The organism is Larkinella ripae (assembly GCF_054780775.1).
In genome coordinates, this window is the sequence record NZ_BAAGVR010000024.1 from 1 (window position 1) to 25971 (window position 25971).

A 25971-nucleotide genomic window follows, 5' to 3' on the forward strand; every position below is an offset into this window, starting at 1 on the left:
GAGAGTAGGTGGCCGCCACCACAGATTACGAGCCCTCACCCTAACCGGTGAGGGCTTTTTGTTGTTGGCAATAAATCACTTAGTTAACCGAACATAGACGTAGTAATTCGGATCGCTGGTTAGCATAGTTACGTCCGAAGTGGGCAAGGTCTGCCATTGTGTCGTAGGCTTAAGACTTTGAACGGGCCCAGTAGTATTCAGGCAAACCTTTAGCGGCATGTTAAAACCGGGTATGCATTCTGTCCAGCGATATTGTAGTTTGTTTTTTACGATTTTGTATTCCAGAACTGGAATCCGGGTATCGCGCAAATACTGATCGAAAATTTTCTGGAAATTGAGGCCTGATTGCTGGCTGATGTATTCTTCAATTTGTTTGCCGTCAACTGTTTGGTGATAAAACGTTTTGTTCATTCCGCGAAGGATTTCCCGCCATTTAACATCGTCGCCAATAATTTGCCGGATCGTGTGCAATAGATTCCCTCCTTTGTAATACATATCACCCGAACCCGAGTGGTTAACATTGTAAATGCCAACTATGGACCGATCATTTCGAATTTGGGCCCGACAACCCATTACGTAAGCCGCTCCGGCTGCTTTTCCGTAGTAATACTCAGTGTATAAATTTTCGGAATAATTGGTGAAACTCTCATGCACCCACATATCAGCCACATCCTTGTAGGTAATATTGTTGGCAAACCACTCATGACCGGACTCATGAATGATGATGAAATCCCACAGTAAGCCGAAACCGGTGCCCGATAAATCCCTTCCCAGGTAGCCGTTTCGGAAGCGGTTGCCGTACGTTACGGAACTCTGGTGTTCCATACCCAAATACGGTGTATCAACCAGTTTGTAACCATCCTCGTAAAAAGGATACGGGCCAAACCAATGCTCAAAGGCTTTTAACATCGGTTTTACCTGCTGAAATTGCCGACGAGCCGAATCCTCGTGTTCACGCAACGCGTAAAAACTCAAATCCAAACGCCCCTTTTCACCCTGAAGGGTATCGGTCCATTGGATGTAATTACCAATATTTAAGTTGACGCCGTAATTGTTGATGGGATTGCTCACAAACCAGTCGAAGGTATGGGTGTTGTCGCTGTTCTCAGTGACGCGACGCAGACGGCCATTGGACACATCGGTTAAGTCTTTCGGGACCGTTACACTGATTAACATGCTGTCGGGCTCATCGTACATATGATCTTTGCACGGCCACCACGAGCTGGCCCCCAGCCCCTGGCAAGCCGTAGCAATAAACCACTGCCCGGCTTTATCCCGTTTCCAGACAAAACCGCCATCCCAGGGAGCCCGCTTGGCTTTTCTGGGTTTTCCCGCATAAAAAACTTCCAGCGACTCGGTTTCACCAGCAACCTGCTTTTTCTGGAGCGTCACAAAATAAGCATTTCCATCCTGCCGAAACCGCAATTCCTGACCGTCCTGAACAATTTTCTGGACTTTCAGTGGACGTTGCAAATCAACCTGTAACGTTTGCTTGGGCTGCAAAACCCGGTATTGAATGGTGGTGCTACCGCTGATGGTGCTGTCGGTTGGATTGAGTTTTACCTGCAAATGATAATAGGCCAGATCCCACCAGACCCGTTCCGGCGTGATGGTGCCGCGCAGCGTGTCATCGTGGGTAAAAGCAAACTTTTGAGCGGAAGCCGTCAGGGTAAGGAAAAAACCGGCCAGCAGCCAGAGCGATTGATGAAGTTTGGTAGTCATAAAGGGAACAGGCTAGATAAAAGTCGATGGATCAGTTCTCAACGCGGACCCGGTGGGCAGTGCTCCAGGAGGTATTTCGTGTAAAGGGTTCGAAGGTGCCGATTCGTGCCCTCGCCTTCCGAGATGCTGTGCGTCCGATTGGGATAAGGCATGGTTTGAAACTGTTTATTGTGCTTAATTAATTCGTTAATCAGTACTTCAGCGTTGGAATAATGAACGTTGTCGTCGCCGGTTCCGTGAATATACAGCAAATTTCCCCGCAGATTCTTTGCGTATGTAACTGGCGAGCCCGCCACGAAGTCCGACCGGTTTTCCTGCGGCAGACCCATGTACCGTTCCTGGTAAATGTTATCGTAAAACAATTGATTGGCGACAGCCGCAACGGAAATGCCGGTTTTGTAAATCTCGGGATACTGAAACAGAAGATGCAGGGTAGTAGAGCCGCCACCGCTCCAGCCCCAGACGGCCACCCGGCTGGTGTCGAGGTAAGCGCGTTGGGCGAACAGTTTTTGGGCACCCATGGCCTGATCCCGGACATTGATTCGTCCGATTTGCCGGTAAATGGCTTTGCGCCAGGCAGTTCCCTTGAGCGTTGGCGTACCCCGGTTATCCAGCGCAACGTAGCAATACCCTGCCTTGGCCATATCTCCGTCAAAAAGAGTATTGCTGCCCGCCGAAAAGACATCGTTCGTAGTGGTGCTGGCAGGCTCGCCGTACACGTAGAAGACAACCGGGTATTTTTTAGTGCTGTCAAAATTGACGGGCTTCTGAATCCAGCCATCCAAAGAAGTCCCGTCGGCGGTGGTGAGGGTGAAGAACTCAACGTTTTGCGGGTTTTGCGTCGTTGATGCTGCGCGTGTGGGTGAAGCCCGCAGAACCTGGTGATCAGGCAGTCGGACCCAGTTGCTTTTCATCGAAGCCCGGTGGCTGTTGAACGAATGCTGGGCCAACTGACCACCCGGTGCTATGTCATATGTATGCGTTCCGGGCTGATTGGCGGGCGAAATCGGCTCCAGTTTGCCCTTGCCGTCCATTTTGGTCCGGAACAAATACCGCTGCGTTGGATTGTTGGGAGAGGCTATGAAATAGATGTACCGGTTTTTTTCGTCGATGGAGCTGATCGTGGCAATGTCGTACGAACCGGGGGTGAGCAATGTCTCTTTTTTGCCATCACGACTTACCTGAAACAATTGCCGCCAACCATTTTTTTCGGACACCCAAACGAAGGATTTGCCATTCTCCAGCCACTCCCAGCCCGCCGGATTCCCGCGATTCCAGCTTTCTTTGGTATCAATCCAGGTTGAACTGGTTTCCCTATGAATGGGAACCGCCGAGCCGTCAGAAGCCTGGGCGACAAAAAGAATGCTTTGATTCTGCTTCCGGTTTACCTGTTGAATAATCAGTTCGTTTGTGCCCGGAAACCACTCCATCCGCACCAGATAATGTTGTTGCGGATCACCCGGAATGGCCAGCCAGCGGGTTGCTCCGCCCGTTACCGGAACAATACCGACGCGGGCCGGCGAAGGCGATTCGCCCACTTTCGGGTATTCAACCGGCACCACCCGCGAGTAAACCGAATCCGTGGTGTTGAGCATCAGGTAATCCCGAATAGCGCTGGCGTCAATTTGCCAGTACGCAATCTGCTTGCTGTCGGGGCTCCAGCGAAAACCGTCGCGGCAGCCAAACTCTTCTTCATACGCCCAGTCGAAGGTGCCATTGATGCGTTTCCGGGTGCCATCGTTCGTAAGCTGAGTAGTTTGTCCGCTGGCGATATCCTCCACGAAAAGGTTGTTTTTGCTCACATAGGCGACTTTCGTTCCGTCGGGCGAGAGTTTGGCGAAGCGCAGCGACTGACCGGGCTGGCTTTTTCCGACTTGCCGCAACTGACCGGTTTTTCGGTTGACCAAATAATAATCGCCCTGGGTGTTGTAGCGCCAGACCCGGGCGGTATTCGTAAAAATCAGGGCCGTTGCCGAATCCGGGCTGAACGCAAAACCGGCTACCGCCAGCGGTTTTCCGGCGCTGGCGGGCGTAAGATGTTCTTTGGAAACGATCTCCGTTTCCTGGCCGGAAACGACGTCGGTCCGAACGATGGCTTCCCGAATCACCGACAAATACGCTTTTCCGTCGGCGGTCCAGCGGATGCCCTGCGATTGGGCGACCACCCCCTGAATAAAACCGGTCAGGAAACAACCGGCAAGAAATATTGTCCTGGTAATCCGTTTCATAGATCTAGAAAATAGCTTTGATGTACTGGCCCGGTGTCAAACCGGTAATGAGTTTAAACTGTCGGTTGAAATTGGATAAGTTGGTATAGCCGCACGAAAACGCAATCTGGCCGATCGGCAGTTTGGACTCCTGCAACAACCGGCTGGCGTGTTCGATGCGCACTTCATTGAGCAGTTGCGAAAAGGTTTTTCGGGTATGAAGGCGGAAAAACCGGCAAAACGCACTGGGCGTCAGGTGCGCCTGGCCAGCCACATCTTCCAGCGTAATGGGCAAGGCGTAATGATTCAGAATATAGGTGAACACGTTGTCGAGCCGCTGGTGATCGTCGGGTCGGCGGGGCTGCTCGTAGGCCGTTATCGACAGCAATTCGCGCCGGGAATCGGACGCCATGCGGTCGAGAACCGTCAACAGCGTCATCAATTGCTCAAACGGCCGAAGCAGGTGCAACTGCTCCATGTGCGCGGTTACCGAAACTGCTTCGTTGAACCGGATGCGGACTCCGCGCCGGGCGTCCTGAAACAGCTGGCTCAGGTGGTTCAATTCGGGCATTCCGAAAAAAGTTTGCCGCAAATGCTCGGGACTGAGGTAAACCGAGTACGATAACGCCCGATACCCGGTTTGATCCGTAAAGTAATCGGGGTCATTGCGAAAAACGTGCGGCAGGTTGGCGCCCAGCAGCAAAAGATCGTAAGGCCGAAACCGGTCGATGCGGTCACCAACCACCTGCGTCCCCACGCTTTCTTTAATCAGGGTCAGCTGCAATTCGGGGTGAAAATGCAGCCGGTCGTAAAAATGCGGGCCGTCATCGACCTGCACCCGAAACGAGCGATCATCGACGGTAGGAACCCGAAACAAGAGTGGTTTCATACCGGTCAAAAGAGGTTCGTGTTGCGGATAACTGGTTTCACAAGCGATGAAGCAGGAAATTCGTACGGTGAAACAAAGTAGTAAAAGAAACGATAAATTGGTACACAATTAGTCGATTATTTAGCGTGGAATCTGTATACTGGTAAAAATAGTATTAATATTAATCAACCTTTGTGAAGTGGAGCCGCCCGTAATTCGCCAAATTTGTTCTGGCTGATTCGGCTGATACTCTTCTTCATTTAACACTGACTTACGCTCAAACTCTTATGGCAACTTCCGTATCCTGGAAAGGGGTTTATCCCGCCCTCCTCACGCCCTTCACGGCAACCGACGAACTTGATCTGCCTTTGTTTGTAAAAAATCTGCACGCACAACTGGAAGCCGGAGTTCACGGACTGATCATTGCCGGATCGCTGGGCGAAGTCAGCACGCTGACCGGGCCGGAAAAGCTGTCGTTGCTGGAGACGGCGCTCGAAACCGTGAACGGTCGGGTGCCCGTCATCATGAATATCGCGGAAGCCGCCACCCGGGAAGCCATCCGCAGTGCGCGGGAAGCCGAAAACGCCGGAGCCGACGGCCTGATGCTGTTGCCGCCGATGCGGTATTTTGCTGACTCCTACGAAACCGTCGAGTTTTTCAAGGCCATTGCGCAGGAAACCTCGCTGCCGATCATGATTTACAACAATCCGATCGATTACAAGATCATGACCAGCGTGGCGATGTTCGAGAAACTGGCGGAATTGCCCAACATTCAGGCGGTGAAGGAATCAACCCGCGATCTGACCAACATTGCCCGGATGCGCAATGCATTTGGCGACCGTTACCGGCTGCTCGGTGGGGTAGATACGCTCGCGCTGGAATCCCTGTCGGCCGGAGCCGATGGCTGGGTGGCTGGTCTGGTCGATGCGTTTCCGCTGGAAACCGTTACCCTGTATGACCTAGTAAAAGCGGGTCGAATGGACGAAGCCCGGAGTCTGTACTTCTGGTTCATGCCGTTGCTGGAACTGGATATTCAGCCGAAGCTCGTGCAGTACATCAAACTCGCGGCTGTCGCTACCGACATTGGTTCTGAATACGTGCGAGCACCGCGCCTGACGCTGGTGGGCGAGGAGCGGGAGCGGGTTTTGGGTGTGATCGAAGCGGCTCTGGCCAACCGGCCCGTGCTGCAAACCGTGTAAATGTACTGAAAAGGTGGTTTTTATGAATTACAACTTTTTTTGCATCGACGCGCACACCTGCGGAAACCCCGTTCGGGTCGTAACCGGCGGGAGCATTCCGCACCTGGTGGGCGCCACGATGAGCGAAAAACGGCAGCATTTTCTGCGCGACTACGACTGGATTCGGAAGAGCCTGATGTTCGAACCGCGGGGGCATGACATGATGTCGGGCAGCATTCTGTATCCGCCGACCGACCCGGCCAACGACGTGGGCGTGCTGTTCATCGAAACCTCGGGCTGCTTGCCGATGTGCGGCCACGGCACCATCGGAACCGTCACGGTGGCGATTGAGCAGGGGTTGGTGGTGCCGAAAACGCCGGGCGTCCTGAATCTGGAAGTCCCGGCCGGTCTGGTGCGCGTCGAATACCGACAGGAAGGTCGAAAGGTGAAATCCGTCAAGATAACAAACATCAAATCGTATCTGGCGGCTGAAAACCTGACGGTCGAATGCCCGGATCTGGGCACGCTGACGGTGGATGTGGCCTACGGTGGTAACTTCTACGCCATCGTTGATCCGCAACCGAATTTTCCCGGGCTACAGCATTTCAAAGCCGAACAACTTATTGCCTGGGCGCGGGTGATGCGGCAGCGGCTGAATGAGCAGTACGAATTTGTGCATCCCGAAAATTCGACCATCAACGGCTTGAGTCACATTCTGTGGACGGGCGAACCGCTGGCGGCAACGTCGACGGCCCGCAATGCGGTTTTTTACGGCGACAAGGCCATTGACCGCTCGCCCTGCGGCACCGGTACGTCGGCGCGGCTGGCGCAGTGGTACGCCAAAGGCTGGTTAAAACCGGGTCAGGATTTTGTGCACGAAAGCATCATCGGCTCCATTTTTACGGGCCGAATCGAGCAGGAGACGGAACTGGCCGGCAAACCGGCGATTGTTCCGAGCATTGAAGGCTGGGCCATCATTCACGGTTTCAATCACCTGATTCTGGATGAGGACGATCCGTATGTACAAGGTTTTCAGGTCATATGAAGCACGTTGGTATTATTGGCGGGGGTGTAATCGGTTTATGCTCAGCTTATTATTTGGATAAGGCCGGCTATCGGGTCACGATTTTCGATAAAAATCCGATCACCGACGGCTGTTCGTTTGGCAACGCGGGCATGATTGTGCCGAGCCATATTATTCCGCTGGCGCAACCGGGCATGGTGGCTAAAGGGATGCGGATGTTGATGCGTTCGACCAGCCCATTCTACATCAAACCGCGTTTGAATGCCGACCTGCTGCGGTGGGGCTGGCTGTTTTACAAACACTCCACGGCCGAACACGTCGAGCGTTCGATTCCGGCGCTGCGCGACATCAGTCTGCTTAGCAAACAACTTTACCAGCAACTGGCCCAATCCGGCGAGCTGTCGTTTGGCTGGCAGGAAGTGGGGTTATTGATGCTGTACAAAACCGCATCGGCCGAACATGAGATGGCCGAAGAAGCGGAAGTCGCCAGCCGGGCCGGAATCGAAGCCCGGCAGATGTCGGGCGCACAGGTGCAGGAGCTGGAGCCCGGCGTTCGGGTGAACGTGCGGGGGGCGGTTTATTTTCCCGGCGATGCGCACCTGAATCCCGGTCAGTTGATTCGGTCGCTGGTTGCGCACCTGAAAAAACGCGGTGTCACCCTGCTGGAAGGGCAGGAAGTTACCGGTTTTGGCAGAACCGGAACGGGGGTTTCCACGGTCCGAACCCTTTCGGGAGAACATTCCGTTGATGAACTGGTGATTGCCGCCGGAGCCTGGTCGCCCACCCTGACCCGTTTGCTGGGTGTTTCACTGCCGATGCAGGGCGGCAAGGGATACAGTTTTATGCTGCCCAATCAGCAGCCGAACATCCGGGTTCCGGCCATTATGCTCGAGGCCCGCGCGACGGCGACGCCAATGGGCAACGATCTACGATTTGCCGGAACGCTCGAAGTGGCCGGAACCGACCTGTCCGTCAACATGAACCGGGTACGCGGCATTGTCAATTCAATTCAAAATTATTACCCGGATCTGCCCGCCAAACTACCGGAGGTGTCGAAGGTCTGGAGCGGTTTGCGGCCCTGTTCGCCCGACGGCCTGCCGTACATCGGCCGGGTGGCGGGTTTCGACAACCTGACGCTGGCGACGGGACACGGCATGATGGGGGTTAGCCTGGGTCCCGCAACGGGAAAGCTGGTGGCTGATGGCATCGCGAATCAACACCCGGTTTTGGAAATTGGGTCTTTCAATCCGGAACGATTCCGGTAAAACCGGCTGATGTCGGGAGAAAATCCGGCAAAAACTGCCCTATAGTAAAAAAAAGCTGCATTTTTCAGGATAAAAGTTTGGAAAACCATTAACTAACGTGTAATTAGCGCGGTATAAATAAGATAATGCCTGCCGATTTCTGATTCACTTGACGTATTTGAAGGGTTAGCTCTACTTTTTTTGTAGTTCTTAATTGTAACGATTCCATGCCATGAAAGTCAGCCCGCCCCCTGTTGGCCGATACTATTACGTCGGAAACGAGCCGACGCTCTTCACGGAAAAGTTGCTGCAGGAGATCCTGCCGCATCATCGTCCCCAACCCATTCGGTTGACCAAGCAATGGTTGATCTCTTTCGGCTTTCAGCAGGATTCTGCGCGTCTTTTCTGGTATTTTCAGGATTTAAAATTGGTGCCCGGCCTCAACTGCTGGTTATGCGTCAGCAGCCGGCGTTACCTCTATTACGTGCACGAGTTGCAGGAATGTTTCTCGGATATTTACCAGACCGAATTGCCGCTTGAAGTTCAGTAATCCCTTCGTAATTACCTCACTAACTCGCTTGTCGTTCCGCCAAACTACCCGCTGCAGAAGGTTTCTAGCACGATATTTGTGTTGGGTCACTGTCTGATAATTAGCGAAGCCCCATCTTCGGTTACTGGTTCAGAATAGACCGATCGTTTCCTTTGCTGCTTTTACGGTCACGCTATCTGGAATATTTCAGAGAAGTTTTATGAAATATTTTGTCTGTTAAATGGCTCAGTTTGTGGAAAAAACCGATGCGGAGAATGGCGCTTTTCGGAACCAACTGCGTATTGATAAAAGGAAATTTCAAACATTTTGATAAATAAGTAACCGTTCGGTATCATCTAGTACATTTTTTGCAGGATAAATACTTAAATGCCCTGGTCTGAAAAACGGCGCATTTTCGTACCCACCTAATTTTTACTTTCACAATCGAATGAAACTGAATCAATCCGTTTACAAAGACCAGGCGTGGACGTCACTATCCGAAACGTCCGGTTTTTTGGCTGAAAATGCGCAGCTGGTGTTGGCGTTCGGGGAGCGGTTTTTACTGGAAAGATCAAACCTGTACGACAATCTCCGGGAGCGGTTTCCGGCTGCCGACATTGTCATCAATTCGACATCGGGTGAAATCTACCTGGACAAGGTTCATGACGATTCGGTGATTGTAACGGCGATTGAATTTGAAAAAACCCGAATTCGGACGGTACAGATTGATATTCAGAAACATACGGAAAGCTTTCAGGCAGGGGAGACGATTGCCCGGAAGCTGGAAGGACCGGATTTGGCGGCTATCTTTTTGATATCGGACGGCAGTTGGGTGAACGGCAGCGACCTGATCGAAGCCCTCAATCAGCTTCTGAAACGGCATATTCCCATTTCGGGCGGACTGGCCGGTGATGCCGCCCGTTTTGAAAAAACCGTGGTGGGGCTGAATCAGAATCCCGCCAGCGGCAAGATCGTCGGGATCGGGTTTTACGGCGAAGACCTGAAAATTGGCCACGGCTCGATGGGGGGCTGGGATGTTTTCGGTCCGGAACGCGAAGTGACCAAAGCCGCCTACAACGTTTTGTACCAGATTGACGATAAGCACGCCCTGGATTTATACAAAGAATACTTAGGGAAATATGCCGAAAGTTTACCGGCAGCCGCCCTGCTTTTTCCGTTATCGATCCGGGTAACGTCATCGTCTGAACCGCTGGTCCGAACCATTCTGGCCATCAACGAGGAAACCAAGAGCATGACGTTCGCGGGTGATATGCCCGAAAAAGCCCTCATCCGGTTTATGACGGCCAATTTCGACCGGCTGATCGATGCCTCCGCCACAGCGGCTCATACCTCGCTGAGCCAGTTGAATTTTACGCCCGAACTGGCCATTCTGATTAGCTGCGTGGGGCGGAAGCTGGTGCTGGGCCAGCGAACGGAGGAGGAGGTTGAAGCGGCCCGGGAAGTGTTCGGCAGCGAAGCGGTCATGACCGGTTTTTATTCGTACGGCGAAATTTCTCCGCTGCAATCCAACGCCCGCTGTGAACTGCACAACCAGACCATGACCGTCACCGTTTTTTCCGAGAATTGAATCCATGGACGCCAATACCCTCCATAAGCTGCTTGCGCGGCAGATTAACAAACACCTGACGGAAGAATGCCTGCAACACGAGCGGTTTCAGCAGTTTGTCAAAGCCGTTAACGAGTCCTATCACAATTTTGATCGTGACAAAGAATTATTCGAGCATTCGTCGTTTCTGAACGAGCGGGAATACGCCACGATCAATCAGAAGCTGAAGGAAGAAATCAGCCAGCGTCGGCAGTCGGAAGAAAAGCTGATCGAAGCCATCCAGTCTATGGAAACGCCGGACGGCAATAAAATGCCGGAATTTGGCCCCGAGAATCTCGTCACCCTGGTCGATTTTCTCCAGCGGCAGATCGAGCATCGCAAGCAAATTGAGCAGGAGTTGCGGTCGGCGAAGGAAATTGCCGAGAATGCCACCATGGCCAAATCCGATTTTCTGTCGATGATGAGCCACGAAATCCGGACGCCCCTCAACGGAATTGTCGGGATGACGTACCTGATGAGTCAGGAGGAAGTGCCGCCCGCGCTGGCCGAGAACCTGAAAACCCTCCAGTTTTCGATTGAACACCTGCACGCACTCATCAACGACATTCTGGATTTCAGCAAGATTGAAGCCGGGAAGGTGGAGCTGGAAGAAAGCAATTTCGACTTTAAACACCTGGTTTCCAATATCAAACGTGCGCATCAGTTCAAAGGTGAAGAAAACGGCACCCGGATCAAATTGATGGTGGACGACGATATTCCGGACATTCTGATGGGTGATTCGCTGCGAATCGGTCAGGTATTGTCCAACCTGGTGTCCAATGCCATTAAATTCACGAAACAGGGGACCATTACCATCGAGCTGTCGCTGTTAAGAAAAGACGACGAAGTGGCTTCCATCTATGTTTCGGTGCAGGATACCGGCATCGGCATTGCCCCCGAGAAGCAGCAGGCTATATTTGAAATGTTTACGCAGGCCAATTCGGCCACAACCCGGCAGTTTGGCGGAACCGGTCTGGGATTGGTGATTACCAAACGCTTGCTGGAACTGCACGGCAGCAAGATTGAGGTGGAGAGCGAAGAAGGGAGGGGCGCTAAGTTTTTCTTTACGCTCGACTTGCGCATCGGTTCGGCCGTCAAGCAGAACTACACGGTGACGGATACGATCAACGACCAAACGTTGAAAGGCGTCCGGATTTTGCTGGTAGAAGACTATCCCGTCAACGTTAAGGTGGCGCTCAAGTTTCTGAACCGCTGGGGGATTCTGGTGGATGTGGCTGAAAATGGGCAGGTTGGTCTGGATAAGTTCCGGGCAGGCTCGTATGATCTGATTTTGATGGATCTCCAGATGCCGGTGATGGACGGCTATACGTCGACGGAGCAAATCCGGGAAACCGACGCCACGATTCCGGTTATTGCGCTGACGGCTTCGGCCACCTACAGCAACCGCGACCGGGCCATCAACGCCGGAATCAATGATTACGTGACCAAGCCGTTCAACCCCAACGATCTGTTTCAAAAGATCGCCAAATACTGTCACCGGCTGAATTAACAAACAAACAATTAAAAGTTCTCTTCACCGTAATTCTAATTTTTAGGAAGAAATGGACCCTTCCGCCGACGCTGGTATCGGCCACCTGGATCGCGATCGTTTGCTCCAGTTGTACGGTGACGATACGCAAATGCTGGTTTCAGCCATCGAAACTTTTCTGGATGAAGTCATTCCCAATTTTCTGGAATTGGAGCAGTTTATTGCCTTGCAGGATTGGGAGGGCGTCATGTATTTGACGCATCAACTGCGCCCCTGGCTGGGAATGGTCGGCTTAACGACCCTGGAAAACCGGCTCTGGGATATCGAAAAACAGGCAAGAGACCAACCGGATTTTGTAACCATTACGCTTTCGTACGCGGTTTTTCAAACCAATCTGGCGCAGTTAACTCCCTTGCTGACAAGCGAAATCCGACAGTAAACAAACTTTAATACTTTTTTAATCGATTCATTGCGTGATTATAGTTTTAGGCTCGAATTGCTAGTAAATAGATTGTGCAATATTAGGAAATGATTAAAATAACCTACCTGACAGTAAATATTGGCTGATTTGAGAGAATTGCATTATATTTATCAGACAAAAATTAATGCTGTCAGAATTATAGTATGATTTTTGTTGTTTCAATGACTGGTTCGTGTTAACTGCCGTTGTCACACCCAATAGCTACTCTGTTCTAGTTGGATAAATTCAGTATTTGTAAACTTAGTCAGAGTTGTTTGTGATACCTATATACGTTTTATGGAAAATCAATACCACGTTCTAGTTGTTGAAGATGATACCTACATTCGGAAGGTGCTGCGGCACACGTTAAAAAATGATTTTGTTATCACGACGCTCAACAATGGCATCGAAGCCATGGACTGGCTGGAAGCGGGCAACCCGGTTGACATCATCATCACCGATTTGCAGATGCCTTATTTAAGCGGTCAGGACCTGATCCGGACCATTCGGGCCAGCTCCTTGCTGCGGCAGGTTCCCATCATTGTCTTGTCGACTTTTACCGATAGCGCTACCAAAATTGCCTGCCTGGAGCAAGGGGCGGATGATTACATGATCAAACCCTTCAATCCGATGGAGGTGCGCGCCAAAATCAACGCCATTCTGCGCCGGTCGGGGGATAAAAGCAGCTCGGCATTGCCCACTTCGTTCTGATTCTTAGCTTCTAATTTGTATGACGACGGCCTTAACGAACAAAACAACGTATCGGGTATTATATGTTGAGGATGATCCTCAAATGGCCTCGGATTTTAACCGGGCCTTCGGAGGAAGCGCTTCGATTACGGTCGTCAACAACCTGGAAGCAGCGCTCTTTTGCGTTGAGGCCGACCCGGAAATCGATCTGGTGGTGTTCAATGACCGGCTGAACAGTACGTCATTTCTGAATGCCATCCGCAGCAAACCGCAGGTCGGCAAACTCTCTACCATTCTGCTGACGGGCAAACCGGCCATCGACATCACCGCCGAGCCCTACCGGGGCCGCGTCATCGATGTGTTTCATTACGGGTATTCGGAAGCGGCTTTTCAGACCCGGCTTTCGTATCTGATCCTGAAAAAACAATACGCCGAAAGTGCGGGACACGAGCATAAAACCATCGCCGTGGGGATGCCGATCGGGAAGCGGATTTTCGATATTGTTTTGTCATCGATCCTGCTGCTGATGATTTCGCCCATTCTGCTGGTGGTCGCCATTCTGGTCAAACTGGATTCGAAAGGGCCAATTTTTTACGGCTCCAAGCGGGTGGGAATGGGCTATAAAGTATTCAGTATGTACAAGTTCCGGACCATGCGGACGGACGCCGATCAGATGCTGGCCAGCATGGCATCCAAGAACATGTACAATGTAAAAAAAGTGGAAGAACCGGCCGATCAGCTTTGTGACGCCTGCCAGCGCGCCGGAACCATTTGCCAGCGCCCGCTCTTCCTGGACGATAAACAGGTTTGCGAAGAGGTTCACTACCGGAACGAAAAGGCGAAAGCCATGTTTTCGAAGTTCAAGGAAGATCCCCGCGTAACTCGTCTGGGCAAGGTGCTGCGCAATACCAGCATCGACGAACTGCCGCAGTTTTACAACATTCTCCGGGGCGATATGTCATTTGTGGGCAATCGGCCGCTGCCGCCCTACGAAGCCGAGAAACTGACCGCTTCGGGTTACGCCCGGCGGTTTGCGGCACCGGCCGGCCTGACGGGGCTCTGGCAGGTCACCAAACGGGGTGGCTCGGCCGTTTCGGACCAGGAACGGATTCAGCTCGACGTACTTTACGCCAAGAAATATTCTTTCAGAACGGATCTGATGATTGTAATACGAACCCTCAAAGCGGTATGGCAAAAGGAGAACGTATGAGCACCGCACCCCTGATTTCGCTGATTACGATCAATTACAACCAGGCGGAAGTCACCTGCCAATTGCTGGAATCGACCCGGCGGCTGAAATACCCGAATTTTGAGGTCATTGTGGTCGATAACGCTTCGGTGGAAGACCCGACCAGCCGCATTCAGCGGGGGAATTATCCGAATGTGAAAATAATCGTCAGTCCCGAGAACCTCGGTTTTTCGGGCGGGAACAACCTGGGAATGAAACACGCGCAGGGCGATTATTTTTTCTTTCTGAACAACGATACGGAGGTAACGCCGGATTTGCTCGATCAGCTGCTGGCTCCGTTTCAAGCCCATCCGAAGATCGGAATTACCTGCCCGAAAATCCGCTACTACGATCATCCGACCGTTATTCAGTACGCCGGTTATTATCCATTGAATCCGTACACGGGCCGCACCTGGTCGATTGGCCTGGGCGAAACCGACCGTCAGCAGCACGATAAGTCCGGGCCGACGGCTTTTGCCCACGGCGCGGCCATGATGACCAGCCGGCGGGTGGTGGAGGAGGGGGGCGTTATGGACGAATCCTTCTTCCTGTACTACGAAGAACTGGACTGGTCGATGCAGATCCAGCGGGCCGGTTTTCAGATTTACTACCAGGCTTCAGCCCTGATTTACCACAAAGAATCGATCAGCGTGGGCAAAGCCAGTCCGATGAAAGTGTATTACCACACGCGGAATCGGCTGTTGTTCATGCGGAGAAACGTCAGCGGGTTGCCGTTGTATGTGTTTATCCTGTATTACTTCGGTCTGGCGCTGACCAAAGCGGCTCTGCTCTACACCCTGAAGGGACAGATGACCTACTTTGCTGCGATGAAAAATGCCGTTCTCTGGCATTTTACCACGAAAATTCACCGACCGGCCAAAACCGTTCTGCCGCCCGTCGTTGCGGTTACTTAACTCAGTACGTATGGAAATTTTACTGATGATCTGCGCGGGACTCGTGCTCTATACGTATTTCGGATACGGTATTCTGGTGTGGCTGCTGGTGCGGATTCGCGGGCGTCGGCCTGCCCTGAAAACCGATGCGGTTTTTGCCCCCGATGTAACGCTGATTGTCCCGGCCTACAACGAATTAGGGTGTTTGCCCGACAAAGTGGCGAATTCCTTTTCGCAGGCATATCCCGCCGAGCACCTTCATTTTCTGTTTGTGACGGAAGGATCGAACGATGGGTCATCGGAATTTTTACGGACGACCTACGGCCCGAAACTGGGTATCATGGGCGGCACCGAACGCCGGGGCAAAGTGGCCGCCATGAACCGGGCCATGCAGCAAATAACCACGCCGATCGCCATTTTTACCGACGCCAACACGGTTTTGAACAGCCAGGCCGTCCGGCGGCTGGTCGATCATTTTCGCGACCCGCTAGTGGGCGCCGTGGCCGGCGAAAAACGGATTCTGACGGGCGATAGTGAATCGGCGGCCGGTTCGGGCGAAGGACTTTACTGGAAATACGAATCGTTTCTGAAGCGGCTGGATTCCGACCTGCATACCATTGTGGGCGCGGCTGGCGAGCTCTTCGCGGTGCGGACCGAGCTTTACGAACCGGTGGAAACCGATACGATTCTGGATGATTTCATTATTTCCCTGCGCATTGCCGGACGCGGTTTTCGGGTCGCCTACGAGCCGGATGCCTACGCGATGGAGCGACCGTCGTTTTCGATTCTGGACGAACAAAAACGCAAAATCCGGATTGCAGCCGGCGGTTTTCAGTCGATTGCCCGCTTGAAGTACCTGCTGAATCCGTTCCGCTACGGCTGGCTGACGTTCGAATACGTTTCGCACCGGGTCATGCGCTGGGCGGTGGCGCCACCCTGTTTGCCGCTTATTTTTCTGGCCAACGCCTGGCTGGCGGTTCAGGAGTGGCTGAGTCCCTCATCCGGACCCAATGGCTGGACGGTTTTGCTTGCGCTTCAAGGACTGTTTTACGCGGCAGCCTGGGCGGGGTATCGGCTGGAAAAGAAAAACCTGCGCTGGAAACTGCTGTTCGTGCCCTTTTACTTTACGTTCATGAACGTTTGCGCCCTGGCCGGGTGGGTTCGCTACCTGAAAGGCAACCAGTCGGGAACCTGGGAAAAAGTGCGCCGGGCGGGCGAAGTAGAATTGAAAACCCGCTAACCATTAAATAAAAATCAAAACCTGCTTCTATCCACCAGTTTGCGGTTTGCCAATCCCCATTTGTTAACAACCGCAAAACCGCCCTCTCCTTACCAAAATACAATTCATAGCCGCCCGGTATCGCTGGTTGCTGTTTGTTTATGTTCTGTATTTCAGGCCATTATATTCGGCTTTGTTTGGTAACCCCGCCTGATCTGTTCCGGAATCTTTTTAGCGAATAGTATGCAGGCATACAATTTTTTTGATGGTAAGGCTCTTAATATCACCCGGTTTGCATTAAATTGCGTTTACGTTTTTACCCTTTAGGGGGTGATTGCCGGATTGATTACATTTTTTTCAACAAACCAAACCTATTTGTATGAGAAAATCATTACTGCTTAGCTGTCTGTTAACCGTATTGGTGTGGGCGTCAGCTATAGCGCAGGATCGGCAGGTGACGGGAAAAGTCACGTCGGCCGACGACGGATCGGCGTTGCCGGGCGTTTCCATTCAACTGAAAGGAACTTCCCGCGGAACGCAAACGGATGCCAGTGGCAATTACACCCTGAGTGTTCCTTCGGAAGGCGGTGCATTGGTCGTTAGTTTCATCGGCACCACCACGCAGGAGGTAGCCATCGGAAACCGCAGCACCATCGATGTGAAACTAGCCAACGACACCCGCGCTTTGAACGAAGTGGTGGTGGTCGGGTACGGAACGCAGCAACGCCGGGACCTGACGGGTTCGCAACTGACAGTGAAAGGCGATGAAATTTCCAAACTGCCGGTTCAGACGTTTGAAACCGCCCTGCAGGGCCGTACACCGGGCGTTCAGATTACCCAGGGAAGCGGAAAACTGGGTTCAGCCTTGCAGATTCGCGTCCGCGGAGCCGCTTCCATTTCGGCGGGTAACGAACCGTTGTATGTCCTGGATGGTATTCCCATTACGTCACAGGACGTCAATACCACCGACACGGAATTGTTCAGTCCGCTGGCCGACATCGATCCCAACGACATTGAATCCATTGAAATTCTGAAAGATGCATCGGCTTCGTCTATTTACGGATCGCGGGCCAGCAACGGGGTCGTGCTGATTACCACCAAACGCGGGAAAGCCGGTCGGACCAATATTCAGGTTGGTTACTACACGGGGATCACGAATGCGACCCGCAAACGGGAATTTCTGAATGCTGCCGAATACAAGGAACTCTTCACGGAATCGCTGACCAACGCGGGGATCGATCCCAATGATTCGAGCGACGGTTTTCCGGGGTATGGCTTAGATCAGAATTCGACCGTTGACAGCGACTGGGCCAGTGCGGCTTTTCGCCAGGGAGCGGTTAATCAGGCTAATTTTGGAATCAACGGCGGAAACGAGAAAACCCGGTTTAGTCTGACTGGGGCTACCAATAAACAGGTTGGTTTTATTGTGGGTAACAATTTTCGCCGGAACAACATGCGGTTGAATCTCGACCACAACGTCAGCAACAAGTTCAGCGTTGGAGCTAGCATTGCCTTTTCCAACATTATCAATAAGAAGGTGTCGGGCGATAATGCTTTTTCGAATCCCATTCAGCTGAACGCCTTACCACCGATTCAGCCGATTTACAGCGCAACCGACCCAACAGGTTATAACCGAGGGACTTTTTATTATAACAACCTGGTTGAATTGGACAACGCATCCAACTACGCCCGCACGTTCCGCACGTTTGGAAACATTTTCGGTCAATACCAGCTTCTGCCGGGGTTGTCGTTCCGGACCGAATACGGATTTGATGTGCTGAATCTTCAGGAAGAAATTTACCAGGGACGGTTAACCGAAGATGGCGCACCGACCGGCTACGGTTACCAGGCCATGACCCGGGTGAATAACTGGACGACGAACAATACGCTGAATTACTTGAAAAGCATCGGTGCCGACCACAGCATCGACGTGCTGGTTGGGATGACGTACCAGGAGCAAAACATTCAGGCGGTGTCGGCGACGGGCCGGAATTTCCCAAACGACAAGTTTCAGGAACTCGCCAGTGCCAGTCAGAAAACCGATGCCAGCTCCACCGAAACGGGTTTCAGTATTCTGTCGTACCTGGCCCGCGCCAATTATAAATTCAAAGACCGGTACCTGATCGGTTTGACAGGCCGGATCGATGGTTCGTCGCGCTTCGGTGCCGACAACCGCTACGGCTTTTTCCCGTCGGCTTCGGTGGGCTGGATTTTGAACGATGAACCTTTCATCAAAGATGCACTTCCGATTCTGAGTCTGCTGAAACTGCGGGCCAGCTACGGATTAACCGGGAACTCGGAAATTGGTAACTTCGATTCACGCGGTTTATACGGCACGATTAATTACGGCGATCAGGTCGGGATTCGTCCGACGCAGGTGGCCAATGCGGCTTTGCGCTGGGAGAAATCGACGCAGTTTGATTTGGGGCTGGAGTTTGGATTCCGCAATAACCGAATCAACGGACAGATCGATTTCTACAACAAAATTACCGACGACCTGCTGCTGAACGTACCACAACCCGCCATCAACGGTTTTTCAACCATCGCCCGCAACATCGGAAGTTTGCGCAACCGGGGCGTCGAATTCAGCATCACTTCACAAAACCTCGTTGGTGCCTTCCGCTGGTCAACCAATTTCAACATTTCGTTCAACCGCAACAAGGTAACGAAATTGAATGTATCGCCGATTCGGGCCAATTCGCGGTTCCTGAGCTACGTAACGGAAGGAAAACCGCTGGGTGTTTTCTACGGTAAAAAATACGTTGGGGTCGATCCGGCAACGGGTGATGCGCTGTATGAAGGCTCGGATGGACAGCCGACCAATGACTACGCATCGGCACCGGAATTGTTCGTGGGCGATCCGAACCCGGATTTTACGGGCGGTTTGAACAACAACTTCTCTTACAAAGGCTTCGACCTGAGCGTTTTGCTGCAATTTGTTTCGGGTAATGATCTGTTCAACGTCGCAGGTATTTACCAGTCGGTGAATGGTGATTATTTCGATAACCAGACGAAGGATCAGATGAACCGCTGGCAAAAACCGGGTGATGTGACGGACGTTCCGCGCGCCGAGTTTGGGGCTGCTAATGGCACCGGTATCTCATCACGCTGGATGCAGGATGGATCATTCCTGCGGGTAAAAACCGCAACGCTGGGCTATAACCTGCCGAGCGGTCTGTTGAAGAAAGCGTTCATTCAGACGGCTCGTGTGTATGTATCGGGGTTGAACCTGCTTACGTTTACGAAGTACACCGGCTATGATCCGGAAGTGAACACGCAGTATGTTAACTCGACCAACCAGACGGCCAACATTGCGTTAGGGCATGACTTCTATACGCCCCCGCAAGCCAGAACCTTTACGTTTGGCGTGAATCTTGGCTTTTAAAAGGCGGTCTTTCTTTCGTTCAAGACTAACAGAAGAAATCCGGTTGACTAAAATCAAAACTTGACAATGAAAAAAACAATCATATCCTTAAGTCTGGCAATGGCGTTGGGTATCACAGCCTGCGACAAGAAGTTGGACCTTGAACCCCGGCAGTCAGTCGATGCCGCAACGGCTCTGTCGTCGGCACAGGACGTTGAAAGTGCACTGATTGGTACTTACGGCGTCTTTTCTGGTACCGGTGGCGGGTTGGCCGACGGTGAACTGTACGGCACCAACCTGAATCTGTTGCCCGAACTGTTGGCTTCCGATAATTACGTAGCCTGGCGCGGCTCGTTTGCGAGTTACCGGGAAGTAACCAGCCGGCAGATGCTGGCGACCAACGCCGAAGCACAGCGGACCTGGCTTACGGCTTACCAGGTAATCAACGTCGCCAATAATATTCTGGAGTCGCTCGATAAGGTATCCGACGCGGACCAGCGGGCGGCTTTTGAAGGAGAAGCACACTTCCTGCGCGGAATTATGTATTTCGAACTGGTTCGTTTGTTTGCCCTGCCCTGGGGTGCCACCGCGGCCAACGATCAACTAGGCGTTCCGCTTGTGCTGCGGGCCACCATGACGCAGGAGCAAGCTGCCGAAACCCGGGCGCGCAACACGGTAGCCCAGGTGTATACGCAGGTGATCGACGACCTGACCAAAGCAGTCGCCCAGATGCCGGAGGAGAATGAATTGCGGGCTACAAAATTTTCGGCACTGGCTTTCCTGGCGCGGGTATATCTGCAGCAATCGGATTATGCCAAGGCATTAGCGGCCGCTAATCAGGTAATCGAATCCGGTAATTACCAGTTGAACCCGGATGTGACGACGGTTTTCCGGAACAGGAACACGGCCGAAAGCGTGTTTGAAATTCAGGAAAATACCCAGAACAACCCCGGAACAAGCAACGACGGGCTGACGACTTTATACGCCAGCATTCCGGCAGGGGGCGCAGCGGTTGGCCGCGGTGATATCCAGGTTCTGAATGAATTTGTGGCTACCTATGATTCGACGGATGCCCGGCGGACGGATTTGTTTTACATTGGCGTAAAGGGGGGCGGCTCCCGGTATTATACCGGAAAATGGGCGGATTTCTACGCCAACATTCCAGTTATCCGCTTATCTGAAATGCTGTTGACCCGCGCGGAATGTAACCTGCGCCTTTCGACCACAACGGGTGCCACGCCCGCGGCTGACCTGAATGCCGTTCGGACCCGGGCGGGGCTGGCGCCGATTGCCGCACCGACGGTGGCCAATGTGTTGAACGAACGCATAAAAGAGTTGGCTTTTGAAGGCCTGCGTCTCCACGATATCAAACGCACCAAAGGCAAAACCGGTGACCTGAACTGGAACGATCCCAAACTGGTGTTGCCCATTCCGAAACGGGAAGTCGACGCCAACAGCCTGCTGGTTCAGAATCCGGGCTATTAAAAAAGAAGGAGGAAAAGGGTGGGAGGAAGAAGGTGGGAGAGGAGGATGAAAAGGCGGTTTTTCCTTTTTCCTCTCTTCTTTTCCTGCTTACGCCCCTTTCCCTCCTTTCCTCCTTTTTTTAAAAATGCCGAACTGCGCAGTTTGGCATTTTTTATTTTGTCTGAACACAACGGTTTTTGAAAAAATAGCGTCTTACTGGGTGTTACATAATTTTTTATATTGTATACATCGGTTGAAACGACTTCATCGTTTATTATTTTGAAAATTAAGTATATTGAACGACTAAAGGGCCGAAGTGGCCGGTGCTTTTTCGACCCGTTCAGTTAAACACCCAGAACCTGTAGATGAGAAAACGGTATACTCTTTTAACGTGTTGGTTCCTACTTTTCGTCCTGACGGGAAGCCTGGCTTTTGGGCAAACCCGCCGGGTAACGGGCCGGGTAACCGCGGCCCAGGACGGATCGACGCTGCCCGGCGTGAACGTTGTTGTGAAAGGCACCACCATTGGGGTCAGCACCGACGCCGATGGCAATTACAGCATCAACGTACCGGATGACAAAACCGTCCTGACGTTTTCGTCGATCGCCCTGGTTGCCCAGGACATCCCGATCAATAACCGCTCGGTGATCAACGTGCAGATGGCCGAAGCGGTCAATGAACTGGCTCAGGTGGTTGTCACCGGCTACAATTCCGTTCAGAAGAAAGACATTACGGGATCGGTGGTTTCCGTGACCAGCGAAAAATTCAAGGAAATTCCGGTGGCCAGTTTCGACCAGGCCTTGCAGGGCCAGGCTGCGGGGGTGCTCGTGACGCAGTCGTCCGGAACACCGGGGGGCGGCATCACCGTCCGCGTCCGGGGTAGCACGTCGATTACGGCCAGCAACCGCCCGCTGTTTATCGTCGATGGCGTGCCGGTGGAAGACGGCTTGTTGTCGAACCGGGATTTCGGGGGCCAAACCGACAACGCGTTCTCCTTGTTCAATCCAAACGATATTGAATCGATTCAGGTGCTGAAAGATGCTTCCGCCAAAGCCATTTACGGTTCGCGGGCGGCCAATGGCGTGGTATTGATTACGACCAAAAAAGGCAAAACGAATCAGAAGACGACCTTCACCGCCGAAGTGCAGCGCGGGATGACCGAGATCGTTAAGCGCCCCGACCTGCTGAACTCCACGGAATTGCTCGAACTGCAACGCGAAGCCGTCACGAACGCCGGGCAGGACCCGGACAAACTGGGCCTGATCAAGGGCGTCACCGACGGGGTGAACACCGACTGGGTCGATGCGATTCTGCGGAAAGGCATTTACCAGCAATACCAGCTTTCGGCATCGGGTGGCAACGAGAAGACCCGGTTTTACCTCAGCGGCAACTTCCGTGACGAAGAAGGCATTCAGTTGAACAACCGCCTGACCCGGATGTCGGGCAAGCTCAGTTTCGACCACAAAGCCAACTCGGCCCTGTCGTTCGGAACGGACATTGCGCTGACCCGGATGCTGAACAAGCGCGTCAAGGGCGACAACTTTCTGGATGGGGTGTACTCTGGAGCGGTAAAATCGCTGCCGTTTTATTCGCCGTACAATGAACAGGGCCAGCTCTACGGCCCCGGCGATCCGAATTACGCCGGTTTTCCGAATTTCAACCCGGTTGCCCAGGCAGTTTTACCCCGGTTTGATACCTACACCGTCAAGATTCTGGCGGGGCTCTGGGCCGAATACGAACTGCTCCAGAACCTGCGGTTTCGCTCCAAAGTAAGCATCGACTACAACCAGGTGACCGAAGACCAGTTTGAATCCTCGGCGACGGCCATTGGCGGGTACCTGGAAGGCGTGGGTGGCCGGGGCTATGGCGTTTTCAACTCAGGGACGTACTCCACGTTCATCAATACCAACACGCTGAGTTATAATTTCCTGCTGAACGAAAAACACCGGTTCAATGCCCTGCTGGGACTGGAAATTCTGCAGCGGCAGGAGCGGTCGGGAAGTGTGCAGGGACGCTTGTTTCCGAGCGACGACTTTACCTACATCACCTCCGCCGGGATTGTCGACAACGGAAGTTCCGCACTGCTCCAGAGCGGTTTGTTTTCCACTTTCGCCGAATTTCGGTACGATTACGACGAACGCTACCTGGCGACGGTGACGGCGCGTTACGACGGTTCGTCGCGGTTCGGGCGCGACCGGCAGTTTGGCTTATTCCCCTCCTTGTCACTGGGCTGGCGGATTTCGCAGGAGAAATTTATGGAGCAGTTCCGGGCGCTGAACGACCTGAAACTGCGGGCCAGCTACGGTTTTACGGGGAACGAACGCATTGGCGATTACCAGTTTCTGGGAACCTGGGCCGCGGTGACCTACAGCGGAGCGTCGGGCCTGGGGCCGTCGGCGCTGGCGAACCCGACCCTGCAATGGGAGCGGACCCGCGAAGCCAACATTGGTCTGGACGCGAATTTCTTCAACGGTCGCCTGAACGTGACTTTCGATGCCTACGACAACATGACCGACCGGCTGCTGTTTGCCCAGCCGATTCCATCGACCACCGGTTTTGGAACCGTGCAGGGAAATATCGGGAAAATCTCCAACCGCGGTGTTGAACTGATGGTGTCAACGGTCAACTTCGACCGGGGCGGTTTTCGCTGGAATACCGATCTGAATTTGTCCCGCAACATCAACAAGGTTGTCGAACTCGCCAACGACGGTCCCCTGTTTCGCGGCTATTCCGCCAACGGAGTCGGGAACACCAACGTGGTGTTGCAGGGTCAGCCGCTCGGGTCGTTCTGGGGACTGAAATTCATGGGGGTCGATCCGGCCACGGGCGATGCCATTTACGAGGACATCAACGGCGATGGCCGGATCACCGCCGATGACGGACAGGTGATCGGCAACGCCCAGCCCAAACTGTTTGGGGGGCTGACGAACCGGTTTGCCTACAAAGGCTTCGACCTGAACGTCTTCTTTCAGGCTTCCTACGGCAATAAAATGCTGAATTTCACCAGCGTGACGGCCATCAATACCGGGGCCGATCTGCAAAGCAACCAGTCGCGGAAGGCGCTGGAACGCTGGCAAAAACCGGGTGATATCACCAGCGTACCGCGGTATGTTTACCAGAACAGCTACAACAACTACCACAGCAGCCGGTTTTTGGAAGATGGTTCCTACCTGCGGCTGAAGAACGTTGCTTTGGGGTACAACCTGCCCAAAAAATACGTCGAGCGGTTCCGGATCGTCTCCACGGCCCGCATTTTTGCCTCGGCCACGAACCTCTGGACGCTGACGCGTTACAGCGGCCCCGACCCGGAGGTCAGCACGCTCGATGGTTCGACCACGGCCCAGGGCATCGACTTTTTCACCATTCCCCAGTACAAAACCATGATGGTGGGCATTACCTTAAATTTATGAAACGATTTGTTCGCTATACTGCCATCCTGGCAACAATCTGGCTGGCTTCCTGCACCACCGTGCTGGAGCCCAAACCGGTGGATTTGCTGGTCGATAACCTGGTGCTCAACGAACCCGCGGACGTCGAACCCGCCCGCATCGGGGCTTATGCCGCCCTGCGGGGCATGGCCGCGACCAACATGATGGCCGGGGATTTTACGGCCGATTACATCCGGCACAACGGCACCTTCACCGACGAGCGGGAGTTTGGAACCAAACAGATTACCGCTTCCAACGGCGCGGTTGCATCGCTGTGGAGCAATATGTACCGGACGGTTTACGTCGCCAACTTCATTCTGGAACGGCTGCCCGGCATTTCGGGAGTTTCGGAAGCGACCCGGCGGCAGGTAATGGCCGAGATGCGGTTTTTACGCGGTTACGCCAATTTCATCGGCGCGAATACGTACGGCGATATTCCGAACGTGACGACCACCGATCAGGCCACCAACCGCACCATTCCGAAGTCGCCGAAAGCCGACATCCTGGCGTCGGTGCTGGAAGACTGGAAGGCGGCCGAAGCCGATCTGGCGCCCATCGAAGCCGGTTCGACGGCCACGGTGGTCAATGGTACCTACGCCAATAAAATCAGTGCCCGGGCGATGCTGGCGCGGTTTTATCTGTACCAGAAAAACTGGGCCCAGGCCGAGCAGTTGGCCACACAGGTGATCGATTCGAAAGTGTATACGCTGGAAACGAATTTCGAGGATATCGTCAGCAAAGACTTTACGAAAGAGTCGATTCTGGAGGTCGGTTACGCCCTGAGCGATGACCCCGGAACGGGGGCCTTTAGTCTGAGTAACTTATACCTCGGTCGCCGGGAAGTCATTCCGTCGGATCAGGTGATTATGATGCTGGTCTCCACCGAATCAGGCAGCCGCCGGGCTACGGCGACGTTCGATCCGGTGAATCAGAGTGGCGACGACAACGGCTGGACGGTTCAGAAATACGGAACGGCTGACAACGACAACAACAACATTGTGTTGATGCGGCTGGCCGAAATGTACCTCATCCGGGCCGAAGCCCGGGCGCAGCAGAACAAGCTAACCGGCGTGACGGGCGCCATTGCCGACCTGAACGTGCTCCGGGCGCGGGCCAAAGCCCCGAACGTGGTTGCGGCCAACCAGGGCGAGATGTTGTCGGCTATCGAACGGGAACGGGTGTATGAGCTCGCCTTCGAAGGCCACCGCTGGTACGACCTCATCCGGACGGGCCGCGTGCAGGCTGTCATGTCGGCGTTTACGCCCAACTGGAACAACCGCTACGAACGCTGGCCGATTCCGCAGGGCGAAATCCAGCGGAACCCGGCGCTGAAGGACGCGCAGAATCCGGGGTATTGA

18 protein-coding genes are annotated in these 25971 nt (G+C 53.2%); 15 read left to right on the top strand and 3 right to left on the bottom strand.

Going from position 1 to position 25971, the window contains the following annotated elements:
• Positions 1 to 75: 75 nt before the first annotated feature.
• Genes ACYVHX_RS18705 through ACYVHX_RS18715 form a run of 3 tightly spaced genes read right to left on the bottom strand, consistent with a single transcriptional unit; the run spans position 76 to position 4818 of the window.
• The gene (locus ACYVHX_RS18705) at positions 76 to 1722 is read right to left on the bottom strand and encodes a M1 family metallopeptidase (protein ID WP_460673203.1); all 1647 of its coding nucleotides are present in this window, start codon (positions 1720 to 1722) and stop codon (positions 76 to 78) included.
• A 38-nt stretch (positions 1723 to 1760) separates the two neighbouring features.
• Positions 1761 to 3950, bottom strand: coding sequence for a S9 family peptidase (locus tag ACYVHX_RS18710; RefSeq protein ID WP_460673204.1), 2190 nt, complete (start codon positions 3948 to 3950; stop codon positions 1761 to 1763).
• Positions 3951 to 3954: 4 nt separating this feature from the next.
• Positions 3955 to 4818 (bottom strand): AraC family transcriptional regulator, encoded by an 864-nt coding sequence (locus ACYVHX_RS18715; protein WP_460673205.1) that lies wholly within the window; start codon positions 4816 to 4818, stop codon positions 3955 to 3957.
• A 266-nt stretch (positions 4819 to 5084) separates the two neighbouring features.
• Here ACYVHX_RS18715 and ACYVHX_RS18720 point away from each other — a divergent pair, with 266 nt between their 5' ends.
• From ACYVHX_RS18720 to ACYVHX_RS18790, 15 genes are all read left to right on the top strand, one after another.
• Entirely contained in the window at positions 5085 to 5996 is a 912-nt protein-coding gene (locus ACYVHX_RS18720) for a dihydrodipicolinate synthase family protein (protein ID WP_460673206.1), read from the top strand.
• A 22-nt stretch (positions 5997 to 6018) separates the two neighbouring features.
• Entirely contained in the window at positions 6019 to 7020 is a 1002-nt protein-coding gene (locus tag ACYVHX_RS18725; protein ID WP_460673207.1) for a 4-hydroxyproline epimerase, read from the top strand.
• A complete protein-coding gene (locus ACYVHX_RS18730) occupies positions 7017 to 8264 on the top strand; it encodes an NAD(P)/FAD-dependent oxidoreductase (protein WP_460673208.1) in 1248 nt (415 codons plus the stop codon). Before ACYVHX_RS18725 ends, ACYVHX_RS18730 begins: the two co-directional genes overlap by 4 nt.
• A gap of 211 nt (positions 8265 to 8475) precedes the next feature.
• Positions 8476 to 8793, top strand: a complete 318-nt coding sequence (locus ACYVHX_RS18735; protein ID WP_460673209.1) for a hypothetical protein — start codon at positions 8476 to 8478, stop codon at positions 8791 to 8793.
• A 427-nt stretch (positions 8794 to 9220) separates the two neighbouring features.
• Positions 9221 to 10360 carry an FIST signal transduction protein gene (locus ACYVHX_RS18740; protein WP_460673210.1) on the top strand — a complete coding sequence of 380 codons (1140 nt, stop codon included), beginning with the start codon at positions 9221 to 9223 and terminating at the stop codon, positions 10358 to 10360.
• A 4-nt stretch (positions 10361 to 10364) separates the two neighbouring features.
• Positions 10365 to 11888 carry an ATP-binding protein gene (locus ACYVHX_RS18745; RefSeq protein ID WP_460673211.1) on the top strand — a complete coding sequence of 508 codons (1524 nt, stop codon included), beginning with the start codon at positions 10365 to 10367 and terminating at the stop codon, positions 11886 to 11888.
• Positions 11889 to 11940: 52 nt separating this feature from the next.
• Positions 11941 to 12306: an Hpt domain-containing protein gene (locus tag ACYVHX_RS18750; protein ID WP_460673212.1), complete on the top strand. Its 366-nt coding sequence runs from the start codon at positions 11941 to 11943 to the stop codon at positions 12304 to 12306.
• Between the two features lie 318 nt (positions 12307 to 12624).
• On the top strand, positions 12625 to 13038 hold the full coding sequence (locus ACYVHX_RS18755) for a response regulator transcription factor (RefSeq protein WP_460673213.1): 414 nt from the start codon (positions 12625 to 12627) through the stop codon (positions 13036 to 13038).
• Between the two features lie 19 nt (positions 13039 to 13057).
• Positions 13058 to 14227, top strand: a complete 1170-nt coding sequence (locus ACYVHX_RS18760; RefSeq protein WP_460673214.1) for a sugar transferase — start codon at positions 13058 to 13060, stop codon at positions 14225 to 14227.
• A complete protein-coding gene (locus ACYVHX_RS18765; RefSeq protein ID WP_460673215.1) occupies positions 14224 to 15159 on the top strand; it encodes a glycosyltransferase family 2 protein in 936 nt (311 codons plus the stop codon). Before ACYVHX_RS18760 ends, ACYVHX_RS18765 begins: the two co-directional genes overlap by 4 nt.
• 10 nt (positions 15160 to 15169) lie before the next feature.
• Positions 15170 to 16378 carry a glycosyltransferase family 2 protein gene (locus ACYVHX_RS18770; RefSeq protein ID WP_460673216.1) on the top strand — a complete coding sequence of 403 codons (1209 nt, stop codon included), beginning with the start codon at positions 15170 to 15172 and terminating at the stop codon, positions 16376 to 16378.
• 358 nt (positions 16379 to 16736) lie between these two features.
• Positions 16737 to 19742: a SusC/RagA family TonB-linked outer membrane protein gene (locus ACYVHX_RS18775; protein ID WP_460673217.1), complete on the top strand. Its 3006-nt coding sequence runs from the start codon at positions 16737 to 16739 to the stop codon at positions 19740 to 19742.
• A 66-nt stretch (positions 19743 to 19808) separates the two neighbouring features.
• Entirely contained in the window at positions 19809 to 21206 is a 1398-nt protein-coding gene (locus tag ACYVHX_RS18780) for a RagB/SusD family nutrient uptake outer membrane protein (RefSeq protein WP_460673218.1), read from the top strand.
• Between the two features lie 344 nt (positions 21207 to 21550).
• Positions 21551 to 24595, top strand: a complete 3045-nt coding sequence (locus ACYVHX_RS18785; protein WP_460673219.1) for a SusC/RagA family TonB-linked outer membrane protein — start codon at positions 21551 to 21553, stop codon at positions 24593 to 24595.
• Positions 24592 to 25971 (top strand): RagB/SusD family nutrient uptake outer membrane protein, encoded by a 1380-nt coding sequence (locus ACYVHX_RS18790; protein ID WP_460673220.1) that lies wholly within the window; start codon positions 24592 to 24594, stop codon positions 25969 to 25971. The genes ACYVHX_RS18785 and ACYVHX_RS18790 overlap by 4 nt, the downstream gene beginning before the upstream one ends.